This is a genomic window from Bradyrhizobium ivorense, from assembly GCF_900696085.1.
GTDB lineage: Bacteria > Pseudomonadota > Alphaproteobacteria > Rhizobiales > Xanthobacteraceae > Bradyrhizobium > Bradyrhizobium ivorense.
In genome coordinates, this window is record NZ_CAADFC020000033.1 from 565,687 (window position 1) to 581,276 (window position 15,590).

11 protein-coding genes are annotated in these 15,590 nt (G+C 66.3%); 4 read left to right on the forward strand and 7 right to left on the reverse strand.

From position 1 onward, the window contains the following. The first annotated feature begins 51 nt into the window (after positions 1 to 51). The 3 genes from pncB to CI41S_RS41070 all read left to right on the forward strand — a co-directional run bounded on the left by pncB (position 52) and on the right by CI41S_RS41070 (position 3,544). A complete protein-coding gene (gene pncB / locus CI41S_RS41060) occupies positions 52 to 1,356 on the forward strand; it encodes a nicotinate phosphoribosyltransferase (RefSeq protein ID WP_139864632.1) in 1,305 nt (434 codons plus the stop codon). Between the two features lie 109 nt (positions 1,357 to 1,465). Continuing rightward, positions 1,466 to 2,761 (forward strand): O-acetylhomoserine aminocarboxypropyltransferase, encoded by a 1,296-nt coding sequence (locus tag CI41S_RS41065; protein WP_139864633.1) that lies wholly within the window; start codon positions 1,466 to 1,468, stop codon positions 2,759 to 2,761. Positions 2,762 to 2,764: 3 nt separating this feature from the next. Next, a complete protein-coding gene (locus CI41S_RS41070; protein WP_139864634.1) occupies positions 2,765 to 3,544 on the forward strand; it encodes an alpha/beta fold hydrolase in 780 nt (259 codons plus the stop codon). A 200-nt stretch (positions 3,545 to 3,744) separates the two neighbouring features. Here CI41S_RS41070 and CI41S_RS41075 read toward each other — a convergent pair whose 3' ends face one another. From CI41S_RS41075 to CI41S_RS41090, 4 genes are all read right to left on the reverse strand, one after another. After that, positions 3,745 to 4,764, reverse strand: a complete 1,020-nt coding sequence (locus CI41S_RS41075) for a S1C family serine protease (RefSeq protein ID WP_139864635.1) — start codon at positions 4,762 to 4,764, stop codon at positions 3,745 to 3,747. A gap of 81 nt (positions 4,765 to 4,845) precedes the next feature. Next, the gene (locus CI41S_RS41080; protein WP_139864636.1) at positions 4,846 to 5,295 is read right to left on the reverse strand and encodes a hypothetical protein; all 450 of its coding nucleotides are present in this window, start codon (positions 5,293 to 5,295) and stop codon (positions 4,846 to 4,848) included. A gap of 7 nt (positions 5,296 to 5,302) precedes the next feature. Beyond that, a complete protein-coding gene (locus CI41S_RS41085; RefSeq protein ID WP_139864637.1) occupies positions 5,303 to 6,904 on the reverse strand; it encodes a GMC family oxidoreductase in 1,602 nt (533 codons plus the stop codon). Between the two features lie 116 nt (positions 6,905 to 7,020). Then, complete coding sequence (locus CI41S_RS41090) at positions 7,021 to 8,244, reverse strand: cytochrome P450 (RefSeq protein ID WP_139864638.1); 1,224 nt, start codon at positions 8,242 to 8,244, stop codon at positions 7,021 to 7,023. Between the two features lie 234 nt (positions 8,245 to 8,478). On the opposite strand from CI41S_RS41090, the gene CI41S_RS41095 reads away from it, so the two are divergent. Then, the gene (locus tag CI41S_RS41095; protein WP_139864639.1) at positions 8,479 to 10,116 is read left to right on the forward strand and encodes a flavin-containing monooxygenase; all 1,638 of its coding nucleotides are present in this window, start codon (positions 8,479 to 8,481) and stop codon (positions 10,114 to 10,116) included. Positions 10,117 to 10,355: 239 nt separating this feature from the next. Here the strand turns inward: CI41S_RS41095 and CI41S_RS41100 are convergent, their stop codons facing one another. The 3 genes from CI41S_RS41100 to CI41S_RS41110 all read right to left on the reverse strand — a co-directional run bounded on the left by CI41S_RS41100 (position 10,356) and on the right by CI41S_RS41110 (position 15,590). Then, complete coding sequence (locus CI41S_RS41100; protein WP_139864640.1) at positions 10,356 to 13,658, reverse strand: carboxyl transferase domain-containing protein; 3,303 nt, start codon at positions 13,656 to 13,658, stop codon at positions 10,356 to 10,358. 94 nt (positions 13,659 to 13,752) lie between these two features. After that, positions 13,753 to 14,637: an ABC transporter permease gene (locus CI41S_RS41105; protein WP_139864641.1), complete on the reverse strand. Its 885-nt coding sequence runs from the start codon at positions 14,635 to 14,637 to the stop codon at positions 13,753 to 13,755. After that, positions 14,634 to 15,590: an ABC transporter permease gene (locus CI41S_RS41110; protein ID WP_139864642.1), complete on the reverse strand. Its 957-nt coding sequence runs from the start codon at positions 15,588 to 15,590 to the stop codon at positions 14,634 to 14,636. Before CI41S_RS41110 ends, CI41S_RS41105 begins: the two co-directional genes overlap by 4 nt.

Genomic DNA, 15,590 nt, shown 5'->3' on the forward strand with positions numbered 1-15,590 from the left:
TTCCGCCAAAACCCACTGGGCGGGCGGCGTCCGGCAGGCTAAGGTTCCCGCATGACGGTCACAGATATTGCAACCCGGACCTACAACCACGGCTGGCGGCTCGATCCAATCGTGCGCAGCCTCCTCGACACCGATTTCTACAAGCTGTTGATGCAGCAGATGATCCGGGAATGCTATCCGGACACGCGCACCACCTTTTCGGTGATCAACCGCTCCACCCACATCAAGCTCGCCGAGGTCATCGACGAGGGCGAGCTGCGCGCCCAGCTCGACCACGCCCGCACCATCCGTTTCTCCAAGAAGGAATTGATCTGGCTCGCCGGCAACACGTTCTACGGCAAGACCCAGATGTTCTCGCCCGACTTCATCAACTGGCTCTCGACCTTCCGCCTGCCCGAATACGAGCTGCACAAGGTCGACGGCCAGTATGAGCTGCATTTCCACGGGCCCTGGACCCACACCACGATGTGGGAGATCCCGGCGCTCGCGATCCTCAACGAGCTGCGCTCGCGCGCGGCGACCAAGGACTATGGCCGCTTCGCGCTCGACGTCATCTACGCCCGCGCCAAAGCAAAACTGTGGGCCAAGGTCGAGCGGCTGCGCAAGCTGGACGGCCTGCGGCTGTCCGATTTCGGCACCCGCCGCCGCCATGGCTTTCTGTGGCAGCGCTGGTGCGTCGAGGCGGTGAAGGAAGGGCTCGGCTCCTCCTTCACCGGGACGTCGAACGTGCTGCTCGCGATGGACAACGATCTCGAAGCGATCGGCACCAACGCGCATGAGCTGCCGATGGTGGCCGCCGCGCTCGCCAATTCCGACGAGGAGCTGCGCTGGGCGCCCTACCGCATCCTCGACCAGTGGCGCCACACCTATGGCGGCAATTTGCTGATCGCGCTGCCCGACGCGTTCGGCACAAAGCCGTTCCTGCGCGATGCGCCGGATTGGGTGGCGGACTGGACCGGCTTTCGTCCCGACAGCGCGCCGCCGATCGCAGCCGGCGAAGACATCATCACCTGGTGGAAGCAGAAGGGCCGCGATCCCCGCGAGAAGCTCCTGGTGTTCTCCGATGCGATGGACGTCGGCTCGATCGAGGAGACCTACCATCACTTCAGGGGACGCGTCCGCATCAGCTTTGGCTGGGGTACCAACCTCACCAATGATTTCGTCGGCTGCGCGCCCGACGGCTCGACCGAGCTCGACCCGATCTCGATCGTCTGCAAGGTAACGTCGGTCGACGGCCGCCCGGCCGTCAAGCTCTCCGACAATCCGGAGAAGGCGACCGGCATCCCGTCCGAGGTCGAGCGCTATTTGCGCGTGTTCGGCAATATCGGCCGTGTTCGCACCGCAGTTCACGTATAACGTAGCGTTTTCAAGCGAAGTGGACCCCCGGTTCGCGTAAAGAAAACGCGTCAAACAAAAGACTCTTCGCGAACGAACCATCCTCACCGACTGATCACACGAGTTTCGCATGCCCGCACCCAAGCCGCCTGCCTTCGAAACCCTGAGCCTGCATGCCGGCCAGCGCCCCGATCCCGCGACCGGCGCCCGCGCGGTGCCGATCTATCAGACCACGTCCTACGTGTTCCAGGATGCGGATCATGCCGCAGCGTTGTTCAATCTCGAACGCGCCGGCCACATCTATACCCGCATCTCCAACCCGACGACCGCAGTCCTCGAAGAGCGCATCGCCGCGCTGGAATGCGGCGTCGGCGCGATCTGCACCGCCAGCGGCATGGCCGCGATGCACCTGGCCATCGCGACGTTGCTCAATGCCGGCGACCACATCGTCGCCTCCGCATCGCTCTATGGCGGCACCATCAACATCCTGGCGCACACGCTGCCGCGCTTCGGCATCACCACGACCTTCGTGAAGCCGCGCGCGCTGGACGAGTTCCGCGCCGCCATCAAGCCGAACACCCGACTGGTGATCGGTGAGACCATCGGCAATCCCGGCCTCGAAGTGCTGGATATCCCCGCGGTCGCGCAGATCGCCCATGACGCGAAGATTCCGCTGCTGATCGACAACACGTTTGCGACGCCCTATCTCAGCCAGCCGATCGAGCTCGGCGCCGACATCACGATGAACTCCGCGACCAAGTGGATGGGCGGCCACGGCATCGCGATCGGCGGCGTCATCGTCGATGGCGGCCGGTTCGACTGGCGCGCCTCCGGCAAATTTCCGCAGCTCACCGAGCCCTATGCCGGCTATCACGGCATCGTCTTCGACGAGCAGTTCGGCAAGGCCGCGTTCATCATGCGTGCGCGCACCGAAGGCCTGCGCGATTTCGGCGCCTGCCTGTCGCCGACCAACGCGTTCCAGCTGCTACAAGGCATCGAGACGCTCGGCGTCCGCATGGACCGCCACGTCAGCAACACCAGCGCTGTGCTGGACTTCTTGACGACGAACAAGGCGGTGGACTGGGTGCTGCATCCGTCGCTGGAGAGCCACCCGGACTATGCGCTCGCGAAAAAACTGCTGCCGCGCGGCGCCGGTTCGATCGTCAGCTTCGGCATCAAGGGCGGGCGCGCCGCCGGCAAGAAGTTCATCGAGTCATTGAAGCTGATCAGCCATCTCGCCAATGTCGGCGACGCCAAGACGCTGGTGATCCATCCGGCCTCGACCACGCACCAGCAGATGGATGCCGACCAGCTCAAGGCCGCCGGGATCGGCGAGGAGCTGGTGCGGCTGTCGGTCGGCATCGAAACCGCACAGGACATCATCGACGATCTCGGCCAGGCGCTGCGCGCCTCGCAAAGGGCTTGAGCCATGCAGTTGTCCGTCAACGGATCCGACACTTTTGTTGCCACCGGCGGCAAGCCGTTCGACCCATCACTGCCGGCGGTGGTGATGCTGCACGGCGCCGGCTTCGATTCCTCGACCTGGGCGCTGCACAGCCGCTGGTTCGCCCATCACGGTTTTGCCGTGCTGGCGCCCGACCTGCCGGGCCACGGCCGCTCCGCCGGCAAGCTGCTGGCGACGATTGCCGAGATGGCCGACTGGACCGCAGCGCTGATCACGGCGGCCGGCGCAGCGAAGGCCCGGCTGATCGGCCACTCGATGGGCTCGCTGATCGCGCTCGAGACCTCGGCCCGGCATCCGGACAAGGTCTCCGGCCTCGCACTGATCGGCACCGCCGCGACTATGACGGTTGGCCCCGATCTGCTGAAGGCCGCCGAGGCCAACGACGCTGCGGCGATCGACATGGTCTCGATCTGGGGCCTCGGTTTCAAGGCCGAGCTCGGCGGCAGCCTGGCGCCCGGCCTCTGGATGCACCAGGGCGCGCAGCGGGTGCTGCAGGAGGCGAAGCCCGGCGTGCTGTACAACGACCTCAACGCCTGCAACGCCTACCAGAACGCGCTGGCGGCCGCCGCGCAGGTCAAGGTGCCCGTGACCTTCGTGCTCGGCGAGCGCGACATGATGACCCCCGCCAAGGCCGGCAAGGCGCTCGCCGCGGCGACGCCGAATGCGCGGACCGTGGTGCTGCCGGGCGCCGGCCACATGATGATGGTCGAACAGCCGGACGAGCTGCTGGCGGCACTGCGGTAGCCACGACGGAGGTGCCTCTCTTGCCTTCTCCCCCTGTGGGAGAAGGTGGCGCGCAGCGCCGGATGAGGGGTTGTCTCCACAGACCAGCTCGCGGAGAGATACCCCTCACCCCGCTTCGCTGCGCGAAGCGACCCTCTCCCACAAGGGGAGAGGGTGCAGCGGAGCCCGCGGATGGGCTCTCATTCACTACCGCTTCGCCCTCACTGCTTCGCGGGCTTCCGTTCGATTGGGTGGATGTCGATCGCGCGGAGACGGCCGAGGCGGAGGACGTCCATCGACAGCTTCCGATCGATCCGGCTGTGATCGAGGGCGCGGATAAGGTCGTCGACGCCGTGGATCTCGATGCCGTCGAGCCTGATCGCGACGTCGCCCGGCAATAGCCCTGCCCGCGCGGCCGGGCTGTCCGGCTCGATCTGCATCATGAGCGCGCCCATCTTGTTCTCGACCCCGGCGAGCACCGCATGGCGCCGCGGCACCGGCGCGGTCTGGCCGGCGACGCCGATGAAGGCGCGGCGGACATAGCCGTGGCGGATGATCTCCGACAGCACGAACTGCGCGGTGTTGCTGGCGACCGCGAAGCAGATGCCCTGCGCGCCGTTGATGATCGCCGTGTTGATGCCGATCACCTCGCCCTGCGACGACACCAGCGGCCCGCCGGAATTGCCGGGATTGAGCGCAGCGTCGGTCTGGATCACATCCTCGATGGTGCGTCCGCTGACCGAGCGGATCGAGCGTCCCAGCGCGGAGACCACGCCGGCGGTGACAGTCGATTCAAAGCCGAGCGGATTGCCGATCGCGACCACGAGCTGGCCGCGCCGCAAGGTCTTGGAATTGCCGAGCGAGGCATAGGGCAGATCGCGCGCGCCGTCGGCGCGCAGCAGCGCGAGGTCGGTGTCGGGATCGACGCCGAGCACATGGGCGTCCGTGACGAAACCCTCGGTGTCGCGCAGCCGGATCTCCCTCGACGAGCCGACCACGTGGCTGTTGGTCAGCACGAACCCGTCGGGCGAGATCACGATCCCCGAGCCGAGCCCGCCGCGCTCGCGCGCATTGCGCACTTTCGGCCCGGTCTCGACCCGGACCACGGCCGGGCCGACCCGTTCGGTGACGTCGATCACAGCATTGGAATAGGCATCCAGCAACACCCGGTCGTCCGGGGCAGCGTCAGCCGTCCGCGGTGACGGCCTGTCACCGGCGGTATCTGAGGTAAAATCCAGCATGGCGAGATTCCTTTGGTCTCCACAGATGGTGACCGGTTCCCGCCGCCGCAAGTGGTTACGCCCCCCGCGCAGCCCGCCCCGTTAGGGCGCCCGCCTGAGTTCACCGCCCCGCGCCTTGACCGGATCGAGCAGCGACCAATCGCCGTCCGGCAGTACATGACCCTTTGGGAATGGGGCGCGCAGCTCGAGCCCGAGCGAGCGCAGCACGCGGTCGTCGCGGTAGTAGCATTGCAGCACGACCCGGACGAGCGTAGCGGCCGGCGCGCCGCCGGTGGCGCGAAACTCCTGCGCCACCGCGTCGCGCTTCACCTCGTCGAGCTCGGCGAGCGGCTTGCCGGCAAGCTTCGCCAGATGGTCGAGCGCCCTCGCCACCTGTGCGGTGTCGCGGCCGAGCGTCGCCAGCATATCGGCCTGGATTGCGGGATCGTCGGCGCCCGGCACCTTGTACTCAGAGCTGTCGGGAATGATCATCGCGGCGACGGTGCGGAGGTCGGCGCGCTGGGCTGCTGTCAGTTCAGTGCTGTCGGGCATGTCGGTCTCAATCGAACAGATTGGCGAGGCGCTGCTTCATCTGGTCGGCGATGTAGAGCGCGAGGGCCTGGATGGTGGAGGTCGGGTTGACGCCGCCCGAGGTGACGAAGATGCTGCCGTCGACAATGAAGAGGTTCTTCACGTCGTGCGAGCGGCCCCATTCGTTGACCACGGAACGATCAGGATCGGTGCCCATCCGCGCAGTGCCAAGCAGATGCCAGCCGCCCCACGGGATCGGCGAGTTGATGCAGAGGTCGGTCGCGCCGGCGGCTTCCAGCACCTCGCGGCCGCGCGCCAGCGCGTGGTCCATCATCTTCCGGCTGTTCTCGCTGATCGTGTAGTCGATCTTCGGCGCGGGAATGCCGTGGCCGTCCTTGAGATCAGGATCGAGGGTGACGCGGTTGTGCTCCTCGGGAAGATCCTCGCAGATCGCGGAGAAGCCGAGCCGGTGGCCGTTCAGCCTGCGGAACACGCGGTGGTGATCCTTGCCCCAGGGCAGGATGCCCTTCTGCTCGCTGACCACGGCCTCGAACACCGGCCCTGCGCCGCGCACGAACTGGACGCCGTAGCCGCGGACGAAGCCGCGCGAGAGGTCGGTGTCATACCACTCCTTGCTCCACAGGCAGGTCGGCGGCGCGCGGTTGGAGTCGGTCGGCTCGGCGACATAGCCGTAGATCTGCGCATAGGGATGGAACATCAAATTCTTGCCGACTAGGCCCGACGAGTTGGCGAGCCCGTTCGGAAATTTGCCGGAGACCGAGTTAAGCAGCAGCCGCGGCGTGCCGACGCCGTTGCAGGCGACGATCACGACCTCGGCAGGCTGAAACTGCTCGACGCCGTCCTTGTCGTAGTAGACGACGCCGGTCGCCATGCCCTCGTCGTTGGTCAGGATCTCGCGCACCCGGCAATGCGTCTTCAGCTCGACGCCGGCGCGGATCGCATGCGGCCAGTAGGTGATGTCGGTCGAGGCTTTCGCGCCCTGCGCGCAGGCCGGCGTGCAGTGGCCGAGATTGATGCAGCGCGCCCTGCCCTCGTAATCCATCGTCGCCACTGTCGTATCCGACGGCCACCAGTGCCAGCCTAGCTTGTTCATCGCCCGGCCGATCAGCGGACCGGACAGGCCGAGCGGTTGCGGCGGCATCGGCGGATGCGACAGCGGCGACAGGGGATCGCCCGATAGGCCCGAAGTGCCCATCATGCGGTCGTTCTCCTCGAAGAACGGGGTGAGCGAGTCGTAATCGATCGGCCAGTCGTCGGCGACGCCGTCGAGCGTCTTCACCTTGAAGTCGGACGGATGCAGCCGCGGCCAGTGCGCGGTGTACATCACGGTCGAGCCGCCGACGGCGTTGTAGTTCACCACCTTGATCGGCGAGTTGTCGTCGTTGATCGGGTAATCCTCCGGCCGTTTGCGGACGTTCGGGCTCGACGACCATTCGCCGTAGAATTTGGCTTCCCAGTCGCGGCCGGTGCTCGGATATTCTGATGGATTCATCCAGCCGCCCTGATCGAGGCAGAGGATATGCATTTTGGTGTCGGCGAGGCTCCAGGCCACCGCGGCGCCGGAGGCGCCGGCGCCGATGATCAGGACGTCAACGGGATCGTTCTTCATTCTTGTTCCTTGTTCTCACCATCCCGTCATTCCGGGGCGATGCGAAGCATCGAACCCGGAATCTCGAGATTCCGGGTTCACGCTTCGCGTGCGCCGGAATGACTTGCAAACAAAATTCAATTCACGATTCTCATCGGCAAGCTTCGTATACCGCGGATGAAATTGGAATAGAGCCTTTGCGGCGGGCCCATGATCTCAAAACGCAGATCACGCTGCAGTACCTCCTCCCAGAGGATGCGGAGTTGCTGCTCGGCGAGGCGGTCGCCGACGCAGCGATGGATGCCGGCGCCGAAGGCGAGATGCTGGCGCGGCTTGGCGCGGTCGATGATGAATTCGTCGGCACGCTCGATCTTGTCCTCGTCGCGGTTGCCGGAGATGTACCACATCACCACCTTGTCGCCCTGCTTGATCCGGCGGCCGGCGAGCTCGACATCGTTGCGCGCGGTGCGGCGCATGTGCATCACCGGCGTGTGATAGCGGATGGTCTCGGAGACGAGGCTCGGGATTAGCTCGCGCCTCGCGCGGACCAGCTCGAACTGTTCGGGGTTCTCGCACAGCGCCAGCAGCCCCGCGCTCATGGAATTGCGCGTGGTGTCGTTGCCGCCGACGATCAAAAGCCCGATGGTGCCGATGAACTCGCGCGGCTCCAGGTTTCGCGTCGCCGGCGAATGCGCCAGCATCGAGACCAGGTCGAAGGTCGGCGGCGCATCGATCCGCGCATCCCACAGCCTGCGGAAATATTCGCCCATCTTGATCAGCTCGGCGGTGCGTTCGGCCTCCGAATGCACCACCGCGTCTGGTGACTCGACATTGGCGATCGCGACATCCGACCACCAGGTCAGCTTGGCGCGGTCGGCGTAAGGGAAATCGAACAGCGTCGCCAGCATCATGTTGGTGAGTTCGACCGAGACCCGCTCCGCCCAGTCGAACGTCTCGCCACGCGGCAGCGCGTCGAGCACGGCGGATGTGCGGGTGCGGATCAGCGCCTCGAAATTGGCGAGGTTCGACGGCGCCACGATCGGCGCCACCGTGCGGCGCTGCGCGGTGTGGCCGGGCGGGTCCATCCGGATGAAGCTCGGCCGCTCCTGGCCCTTCGGCTGATCGGCGACCTGGATGCCGCCGAGTTCGGAGGCCGAGGAGAAATTCTGGTGATCCAGCTCGACCGCAAAGATGTCGTCGTAGCGCGTCACCGACCAATACGGCCCATAGGGCGAGGCCTCGCAGTAATGCACGGGGTCGTCGCGACGCAGTTGCGCGAATAGCGGGCGCCAGACGTCGTCCTGATAGAGGTGGGGGTCGCTGACGTCCAAGGACGTCGGCCAGCGCAGCGCCTCTCCCATCGCTTGCCTCCCGCCGGTTCCGCCGCCGCTTCACGGGCGATCGTGTTGTCAGGACGATAGAGGGAATCCCGCGGCCGAGTAAAGCTGCGGCGCGCGCCGTCCGCCACACGGAATGTCGTATCTGGGACATCGAACCCGGCAAATCGCGATAGCAGCCCCGCTTTGCCATGTTTGTCGGCGGCGGCGAGACCGGTTAGCCTTGCCGGCAAGCAACGAGCCGGGGAGCAGCGCCAGGTGGCCGCACAGCGTCAAGACACAACTCCGTCGCAGACGGCGGCAGTGGACTACGACGTCATCGTCATCGGCGCAGGCCTGTCCGGCATGTATCAGCTCTACCGGCTGCGCGAGCTCGGTCTCAAAACGCGGGTGTTCGAGGCCGGCACCGGCGTCGGCGGCACCTGGTACTGGAACCGCTATCCCGGCGCGCGCTTCGATTCCGAGAGCTATTCCTACGGCTATTCGTTTTCGAAGGAGCTGCTGCAGGAATGGGAATGGTCCGAGCATTTCGCCGGCCAGCCGGAGACCTTGCGCTACTGCAACTACGTCGCCGACAAGTTCGATTTGCGCCGCGACATTCAGTTCGAGAGCCGCGTCGCGGCCGCGATCTACCAGGACGCGACGCGAAGCTGGGACGTGACGTTGGCGAGCGGCGCGCGCTACAGCTGCCGCTTCCTGATCACCGCGATCGGCCCGCTGTCGACACCGACGCTGCCGCGCATCGAGGGCCGCGACGATTTCAAGGGCCAGTCGTTCCACACCGCGCGCTGGCCGAAGGAGAAGGTGGATTTTGGCGGCAAGCGCGTCGCCGTGATCGGCACCGGCGCCACCGGGATCCAGACCATCCAGACCATCGCCGGCGAGGTCGGCCACCTCACCGTGTTCCAGCGCACCGCCAACTGGGCCGCGCCGCTGCACAACGGCAAGATCGACGCCGCAACGCAGGCGAAGATCAAGGCCGGCTATCCGAAGATCTTTGCGCGCTGCCAGGAGACCTTCGCCTGCTTCATTCATACGCCCGATCCGCGCGGCGCCTTCGAGGTCAGCGATGCGGAGCGCGAGGCGAATTATGAGAAGCTCTATGGCGAGCGCGGCTTCGGCATCTGGCAGGGCAATTTCAAGGACATCCTGATCGACCGCAAGGCGAATGCGACGATCAGCGATTTCATCGCGCGAAAGATCCGCGAGCGGGTCAAGGACCAGGCGGTGGCCGAGAAGCTGATCCCTAGGAATCACGGCTTTGGCACCCGCCGCGTGCCGCTCGAGACCTTCTATTACGAGGTCTACAACCAGGACAATGTCGATCTGGTCGACCTGACCGAAACGCCGATCGAGCGGATTACGCCAGAGGGTATCCGCACCACCGAAAACGACTACGCCTTCGACATCATCATCTACGCCACCGGCTTCGACGCCATCACCGGCAGTTTTGACGCGATCGATTTGCGCGGCAGCGGCGGCGCGCGGCTGAAGGAGAAATGGACGCACGGGCCGGAGACCTATCTCGGGCTGATGGTCGACGGCTTCCCCAACATGATGATGCTGATGGGCCCGCACACCGCGCTGGGCAACATCCCGCGCAGCATCGAATACAGCGTCGACTGGGTCACCGGCCTGCTCCGTTTCGCGACCGCGAAGGGCCTGACGCTGCTCGACGCCACGCCGGCGGGCACCGCCGCCTGGACCGATCACGTCAAGGCGCTCGGCGTCGGCCTGCTCTCCAACGAGGTCGACTCCTGGATGACCGGCATCAACCGAAACGTCGAAGGCAAGCAGACCCGCATCGTCGCCCGCTACAGCGGCAGCGCGCCGGCCTACCGCGCCAGGTGCGACGAGGTCGCGGCGAAGGGGTATGTGGAGTTGCGGCTGGAGTAGCTCTCGCAAAGAAAGTTGGGGGCGCACCGGCGGAAGGGTTCCCGCTCCCCCTGCGGGAGAGGGTTAGGGAGAGGGGTGCCACACGGCGTGCATTCTCCACATCGATTGTAGCGGCGAGCGATGAACGATTGCCAGAGCAGTGCACCCATCGATCATCTCGCCCGGGGCCACCCCTCTCCCCACCCTCTCCCGCAAGGGGAGAGGGAGCCTGAGAGCGTGCTCACCTCACACGATGCTGGCTACCACGCATCAATGCACGGCCGCTTCCGCGTCGTGCGCGGCTCGACCTTCGGCACCGAGCGAAGGCCCGCCATGATCCAGTGCCGGGTGTCGGCGGGGTCGATCACCTCGTCGATCTCGAGCACGGAGGCGATCGAGACCGCCTTGCCGTTGGCGTAGAGCTCGGCGACCTTGGTCTGGAAGTATTTCTCGCGCTCAACCGGATCCTCAATCGCCTCCATCTCTTTGCGGAAGCCGAGGCGGACGTAGCCTTCGAGGCCCATGCCGCCGAACTCGCCGGTCGGCCAGGCCACCGTGAAGAACGAGGCGTGAAAGCCGCCGCCGATCATCGATTGCGCGCCGAGACCGTAGCCCTTGCGCAGCACGATGCCGAACAGCGGCACGGTGATGCTGGCGCCGGTGACGAACATCCGCGCGACGTGGCGCACGATCGCGGTCTTCTCGGCCTCCGGGCCGACCATGAAGCCGGGCGTGTCGCACAGCGAGATGATCGGGATGTCGAAGGCGTCGCAGAGCTGCATGAAGCGCGCCGCCTTGTCGCCGGCCGGCGCGTCGATGGCGCCGCCGAGATGTTTTGGGTTGTTGGCGATCAGGCCGAACGGTTTGCCCTCGATGCGGATGAACGCCGTGATCATGCCGACGCCGAAATCGCGGCGCAGTTCCAGCACCGAGCCCTCGTCGGCGAGCAGATCGATCACGGTGCGGATGTCGTAGACCCGCAGCCGGTTCTCCGGGATCGCGCGGCGCAGCAGCCGCTGGTCCGGCGCGGTCCAGTTCTGCACCGCGCCCTGGAAGTAGGACAGGTATTTTTGCGCCACCGTCGTCGCCTCGGCCTCGTCCTCGACCAGAATGTCGATCACGCCGTTCGGCGACTGGAACGAGACAGGGCCGACCTCGGCCGGATGATAGACGCCGAGCCCGCCGCCCTCGATCATCGCCGGGCCGCCCATGCCGATCGAGGCATTTTTGGTGGCGATGATGACGTCGCAGACGCCGAGCATCGCAGCGTTGCCGGCAAAACAGTAGCCGGAGACGATGCCAACCACAGGCACGAGGCCGGAGAGCTTTGCGAACTGCACGAAGGACGGGCCGTCGAGACCGGTCATGCCGAGCCGGTCGGTATCGCCGGGACGGCCGCCGCCGCCCTCGGCATAGAACACCAGCGGGAGACGCCACTGCTCAGTCAGCGTGAGCATGCGATCAATCTTCTTGTGGTTCATGTGGCCCTGGGTGCCCGCCAGCACGGTGTAGTCGTAGGCGATCACCATGCAGCGCGCACCCTCGGGGCCGAAATGCTTGGCGTTGACGGTGGCGACGCCGGCGATCAGGCCGTCGGCCGGCGTGTTCTTGATCAGGTCCTCGACCTTGCGGCGGCGGCGCTGCGCCGCGATCGCGAGCGAGCCGTATTCGACGAACGAGCCCTCGTCGACCAGATGCGCGACGTTCTCGCGCGCGGTGCGCTGGTTGGTCTTGCGGCGGCGCTCGACCGAGGCGGGACGGTTCTCGTCCAGCGTGATCGCCTTGCGCGCAATCAGCTCGGCGAGATCAGGACGGATGTGATCGAGGTCGATCGCGGCCTCCGCCTCCGCGGTATGGCCGTCGACCTCGGCCGGCTCGATGAATAGGATCGGCTCGCCATGCATCAGCGTGAGGCCCGGGCCGCCGGCGATCTTCGTCACCCGTCCGCCATGCGGGGCGGTGACCAGATGCTCCATCTTCATCGATTCCAGCACGGCGATCTGCTGGCCGGGACGCACCAGATCGCCCTCCACGACCTCGATCGCCACGATCGTGCCCTGCAGCGGCGCGGGCACCGGTAGTGATCCTTCCGGTGCGGTCTCGGCGACCGCGGCTTTGGTCGTAGCCGCCTCAGCCACTTCGACCAGCGGCTTGGCAAGATTCTCGGCCGCACCGACCAGCGCCGCGACGTGGGTGTCGATGAAGTTGGTGCTGATCTTGTTGCGGGCAAAGCTCTGGTGCGCCAGCACCGCGCCGAGGAACGGGATGTTGGTGGCAACGCCGCCGATGCGGAATTCGCGCAAGGTCCGCGCGGCCTTATGCACCACGTCGGACCATTTCGGGCTGGGCGAATGCACGATCACCTTGGCCAGCAGCGAGTCGAAGGCGGCGCTGGTGCGGTAGCCGGAATAGCCGAACGTGTCGACGCGGACGCCGGGCCCGGACGGCAGGTCGAATACAGCCAGCGTGCCGCCAGTCGGTTTTGTCACCCCCTTCTCGTCCATCACCTCCATGTTGACGCGAAGCTGCATGGCGTAGCCGCGCGGCAGCGGCACGGCGGACTGCGCGAGGCCGAGCGCGGCCAGCGTCGCGCCGGCGGCGACCGCGAGCTGCGAGCGCACCAGATCGACGCCGAGCACCTCCTCCGTGACGGTGTGCTCGACCTGCAGCCGCGGATTGGCCTCGATGAAGGCAAAAGCGCCCTCGCCTTCGCCGGCCTCGTCATCGACCAGGAATTCGAAGGTGCCGAGATTGTCGTAGCGGGCGGCGACGGCGAGTTGCTTCGCCGCCTCGATGATGCGCGCGCGCAAGCCATCGCTGAGCGACGGACTCGGCGCCACCTCGATCAGCTTCTGGTTGCGGCGCTGGATGGTGCATTCGCGCTCCCAGAGATGGCTGATCGCACCAAAGCGGTCGCCGATGATCTGTACCTCGATATGACGCGCCTTGCGGATCAGCCGCTCGACGTAGACGGCATCGCTGCCGAATGCCGCCTTGGCCTCCGACTGGCAGCGCGCATAGGCCTCCGCGAGTTTTGCCGCGTCCTCGACCACCCGCATGCCGCGGCCGCCGCCGCCGGCGATCGCCTTGATCATCACGGCCGCATTGGCGCCGAGTGAGGCGAAGAAGGCTTTTGCCTCGTCCAGTGTGGTTGGGCCCGATGTACCGGCAATAACAGGCACGCCGCATTTCTTTGCCAGCGCCTTTGCCGTGGCCTTGTCGCCGAACAAATCGAGCGCTTCCGGCGACGGGCCGACGAAGCTGATCTTCTCCTCGGCGCAGCGCCGTGCCAGCGCCGCGTTCTCGCTGAGAAAACCGTAGCCTGGATGCAGCGCGTCGCAGCCCGCGGCCTTCGCCGCCGCGACCACCGCCTCGATGTCGAGATAGGCGCGCGCGCCATGGCCGGGGATCTCGCGCGCCTCGTCGGCGGCGCGGACATGCAGCGAGGCAGCGTCGTCGGCCGGATAGATCGCGACCGTGGCAAGGCCGCTCTCATTAGCGGCGCGGGCGATGCGGATAGCGATTTCTCCGCGGTTGGCGATCAGCAATTTCTTGAAGGACATGGTCGGTTCCGTTGAACTCTCAAACGACTGATCTTTTCACCTCTCCCCGCAGGCGGGGCGAGGTGAAGGTGCGCGCGGCGAGATATCCCATCCCTCAGCGATCCTTCATGGTCGGATCGAGCACGATACGCAAGGATTCTCCCAGCGCGTTGAAGGCGAGCGAAACGACGAGGATGGCGAGGCCCGGCGCGTACATCTGCTCCGGCGCGATCTCCATGTACTGGTAGGCGCGCGCCAGCATGGCGCCCCAGCTCGGGTTCGGCGGCTGGATGCCGAGGCCGAGGAACGACAGGCTGGCTTCGGCGAGCAGCGCCGCGGCGAGCAGCAGCGTCACCTGCACGATCACCGGCTGCAGTGTGTTCGGCAGCACGTGGCGCCACAGCACATGCCAGGTTGGCGCACCGAAGCCTCTGGAGGCATCGACATAGAGCTCCTGCCGCACGATCAGCGTGCGGGCGCGGACGATCCGCGCCAGCGCCGGGAACATCGTGATGCCGACCGCGATCATGCCGTTGGTCAGCCCGATGCCGAGCGCGCCGGTGACCGCGATCGCCAGCACGATCGCGGGGAAGGATAAGAAGGTGTCGATGACGCGGCTGATGATGTCGTCGATCCAGCCGCCGAAATAGCCGGCGACCAGGCCGACCGGCAGCCCGATCAGAACTGCAACGCCGACCGCGAGCAGGCTGGCATAGACGGTGGCCGGCGCGCCGTAGATCAGGCGAGACAGCACATCACGGCCGAGATCGTCGGTGCCGAGCAGATGCGCCGGCCCCGGCGGCGCCAGCATGTTGTTGACGTCCTGCGCGGTCGGCGCATAGGGCGCGATCCACGGCGCGCCGATCGCGACGATCACCAGCACCAGCAGCACCAGGATCGACAGCGCGGCGCGGAGATCGCCGACCAGCCAGCGCACGAAGCGGCGCAGCCGCGTCGGCCGTGCCGGTGCCTTCAGGGACCCGAGCGCCGTGTCGGTCATTGCTCGATCCTCGGATCGACGGCAGCGCACAGCAGGTCGGTGACCAGATTGACCGCGATCACCACCACCACCATGGTGAAGACGACCCCCTGCACGATCGGGAAATCGCGCTGGATCGCGCCGCGGACGATCAGGCTGCCGAGGCCGGGGATCGCGAACACCGCCTCGATCACCACGGTCGCCGCCAGCATGCGGTTGACCAAGAGGCTGATGATGGTCAGCAGGTTGACGCTGACATTCTTCAGCCCGTGCTGCCAGAGGATGCGCGACATCGACAGCCCCTTGGCATGCAGCGTGCGGACATATTGTGACGACAGCACCTCGAGCAGCGCGCCGCGCAGCTGGCGCGCGACCTCGGCCATGCCGTAAGCCGCGATCGCAATCCCCGGCAGCAGCGCGTGCCTGACCGCCTCGACCGGCGAGGCGCTGAAGGCCTTTGCGCCGGTCGCCGGCAGCCAGTTCAGCTTCAGGGAAAATTCCGCGACCAGGATCATGGCGAGCCAGAAGCCGGGGATGGCGACGCCGAGCGAGGCGATCAGGCTGACCGCCTTGTCGACCCAGCCGTTCGGCTTGATCGCGGCGAGCACGCCCATCGGGATGCCCGTCAGCAGCGCCAGCAGCATCGCTATCACCACGATCAGAAGGGTGTTCGGGAACGCACGCCCAATCGAGTCGGCGACCTTCTCGCCGGACAGCAGCGATTGCGAGAGGTCGCCCTGCGCGACCTTGCCGAGCCAGGCGCCGTATTGCACCAGGAACGGACGGTCGAGCCCGTAGATATTTTTGATCTCGGCGATGCGTGCGTCGGTGGCGTTGTCGCCGGCCAATGTCACGGCGATGTCGCCGGGCACCAGCTTCAGCAGCGCAAACACCATGAAGGTCGCGAGCAGGATTACCGGCAGCGCCTGCAACAGGCGGCTGCCGACGACCCTGACCGGTGACCGTCGCGCCAT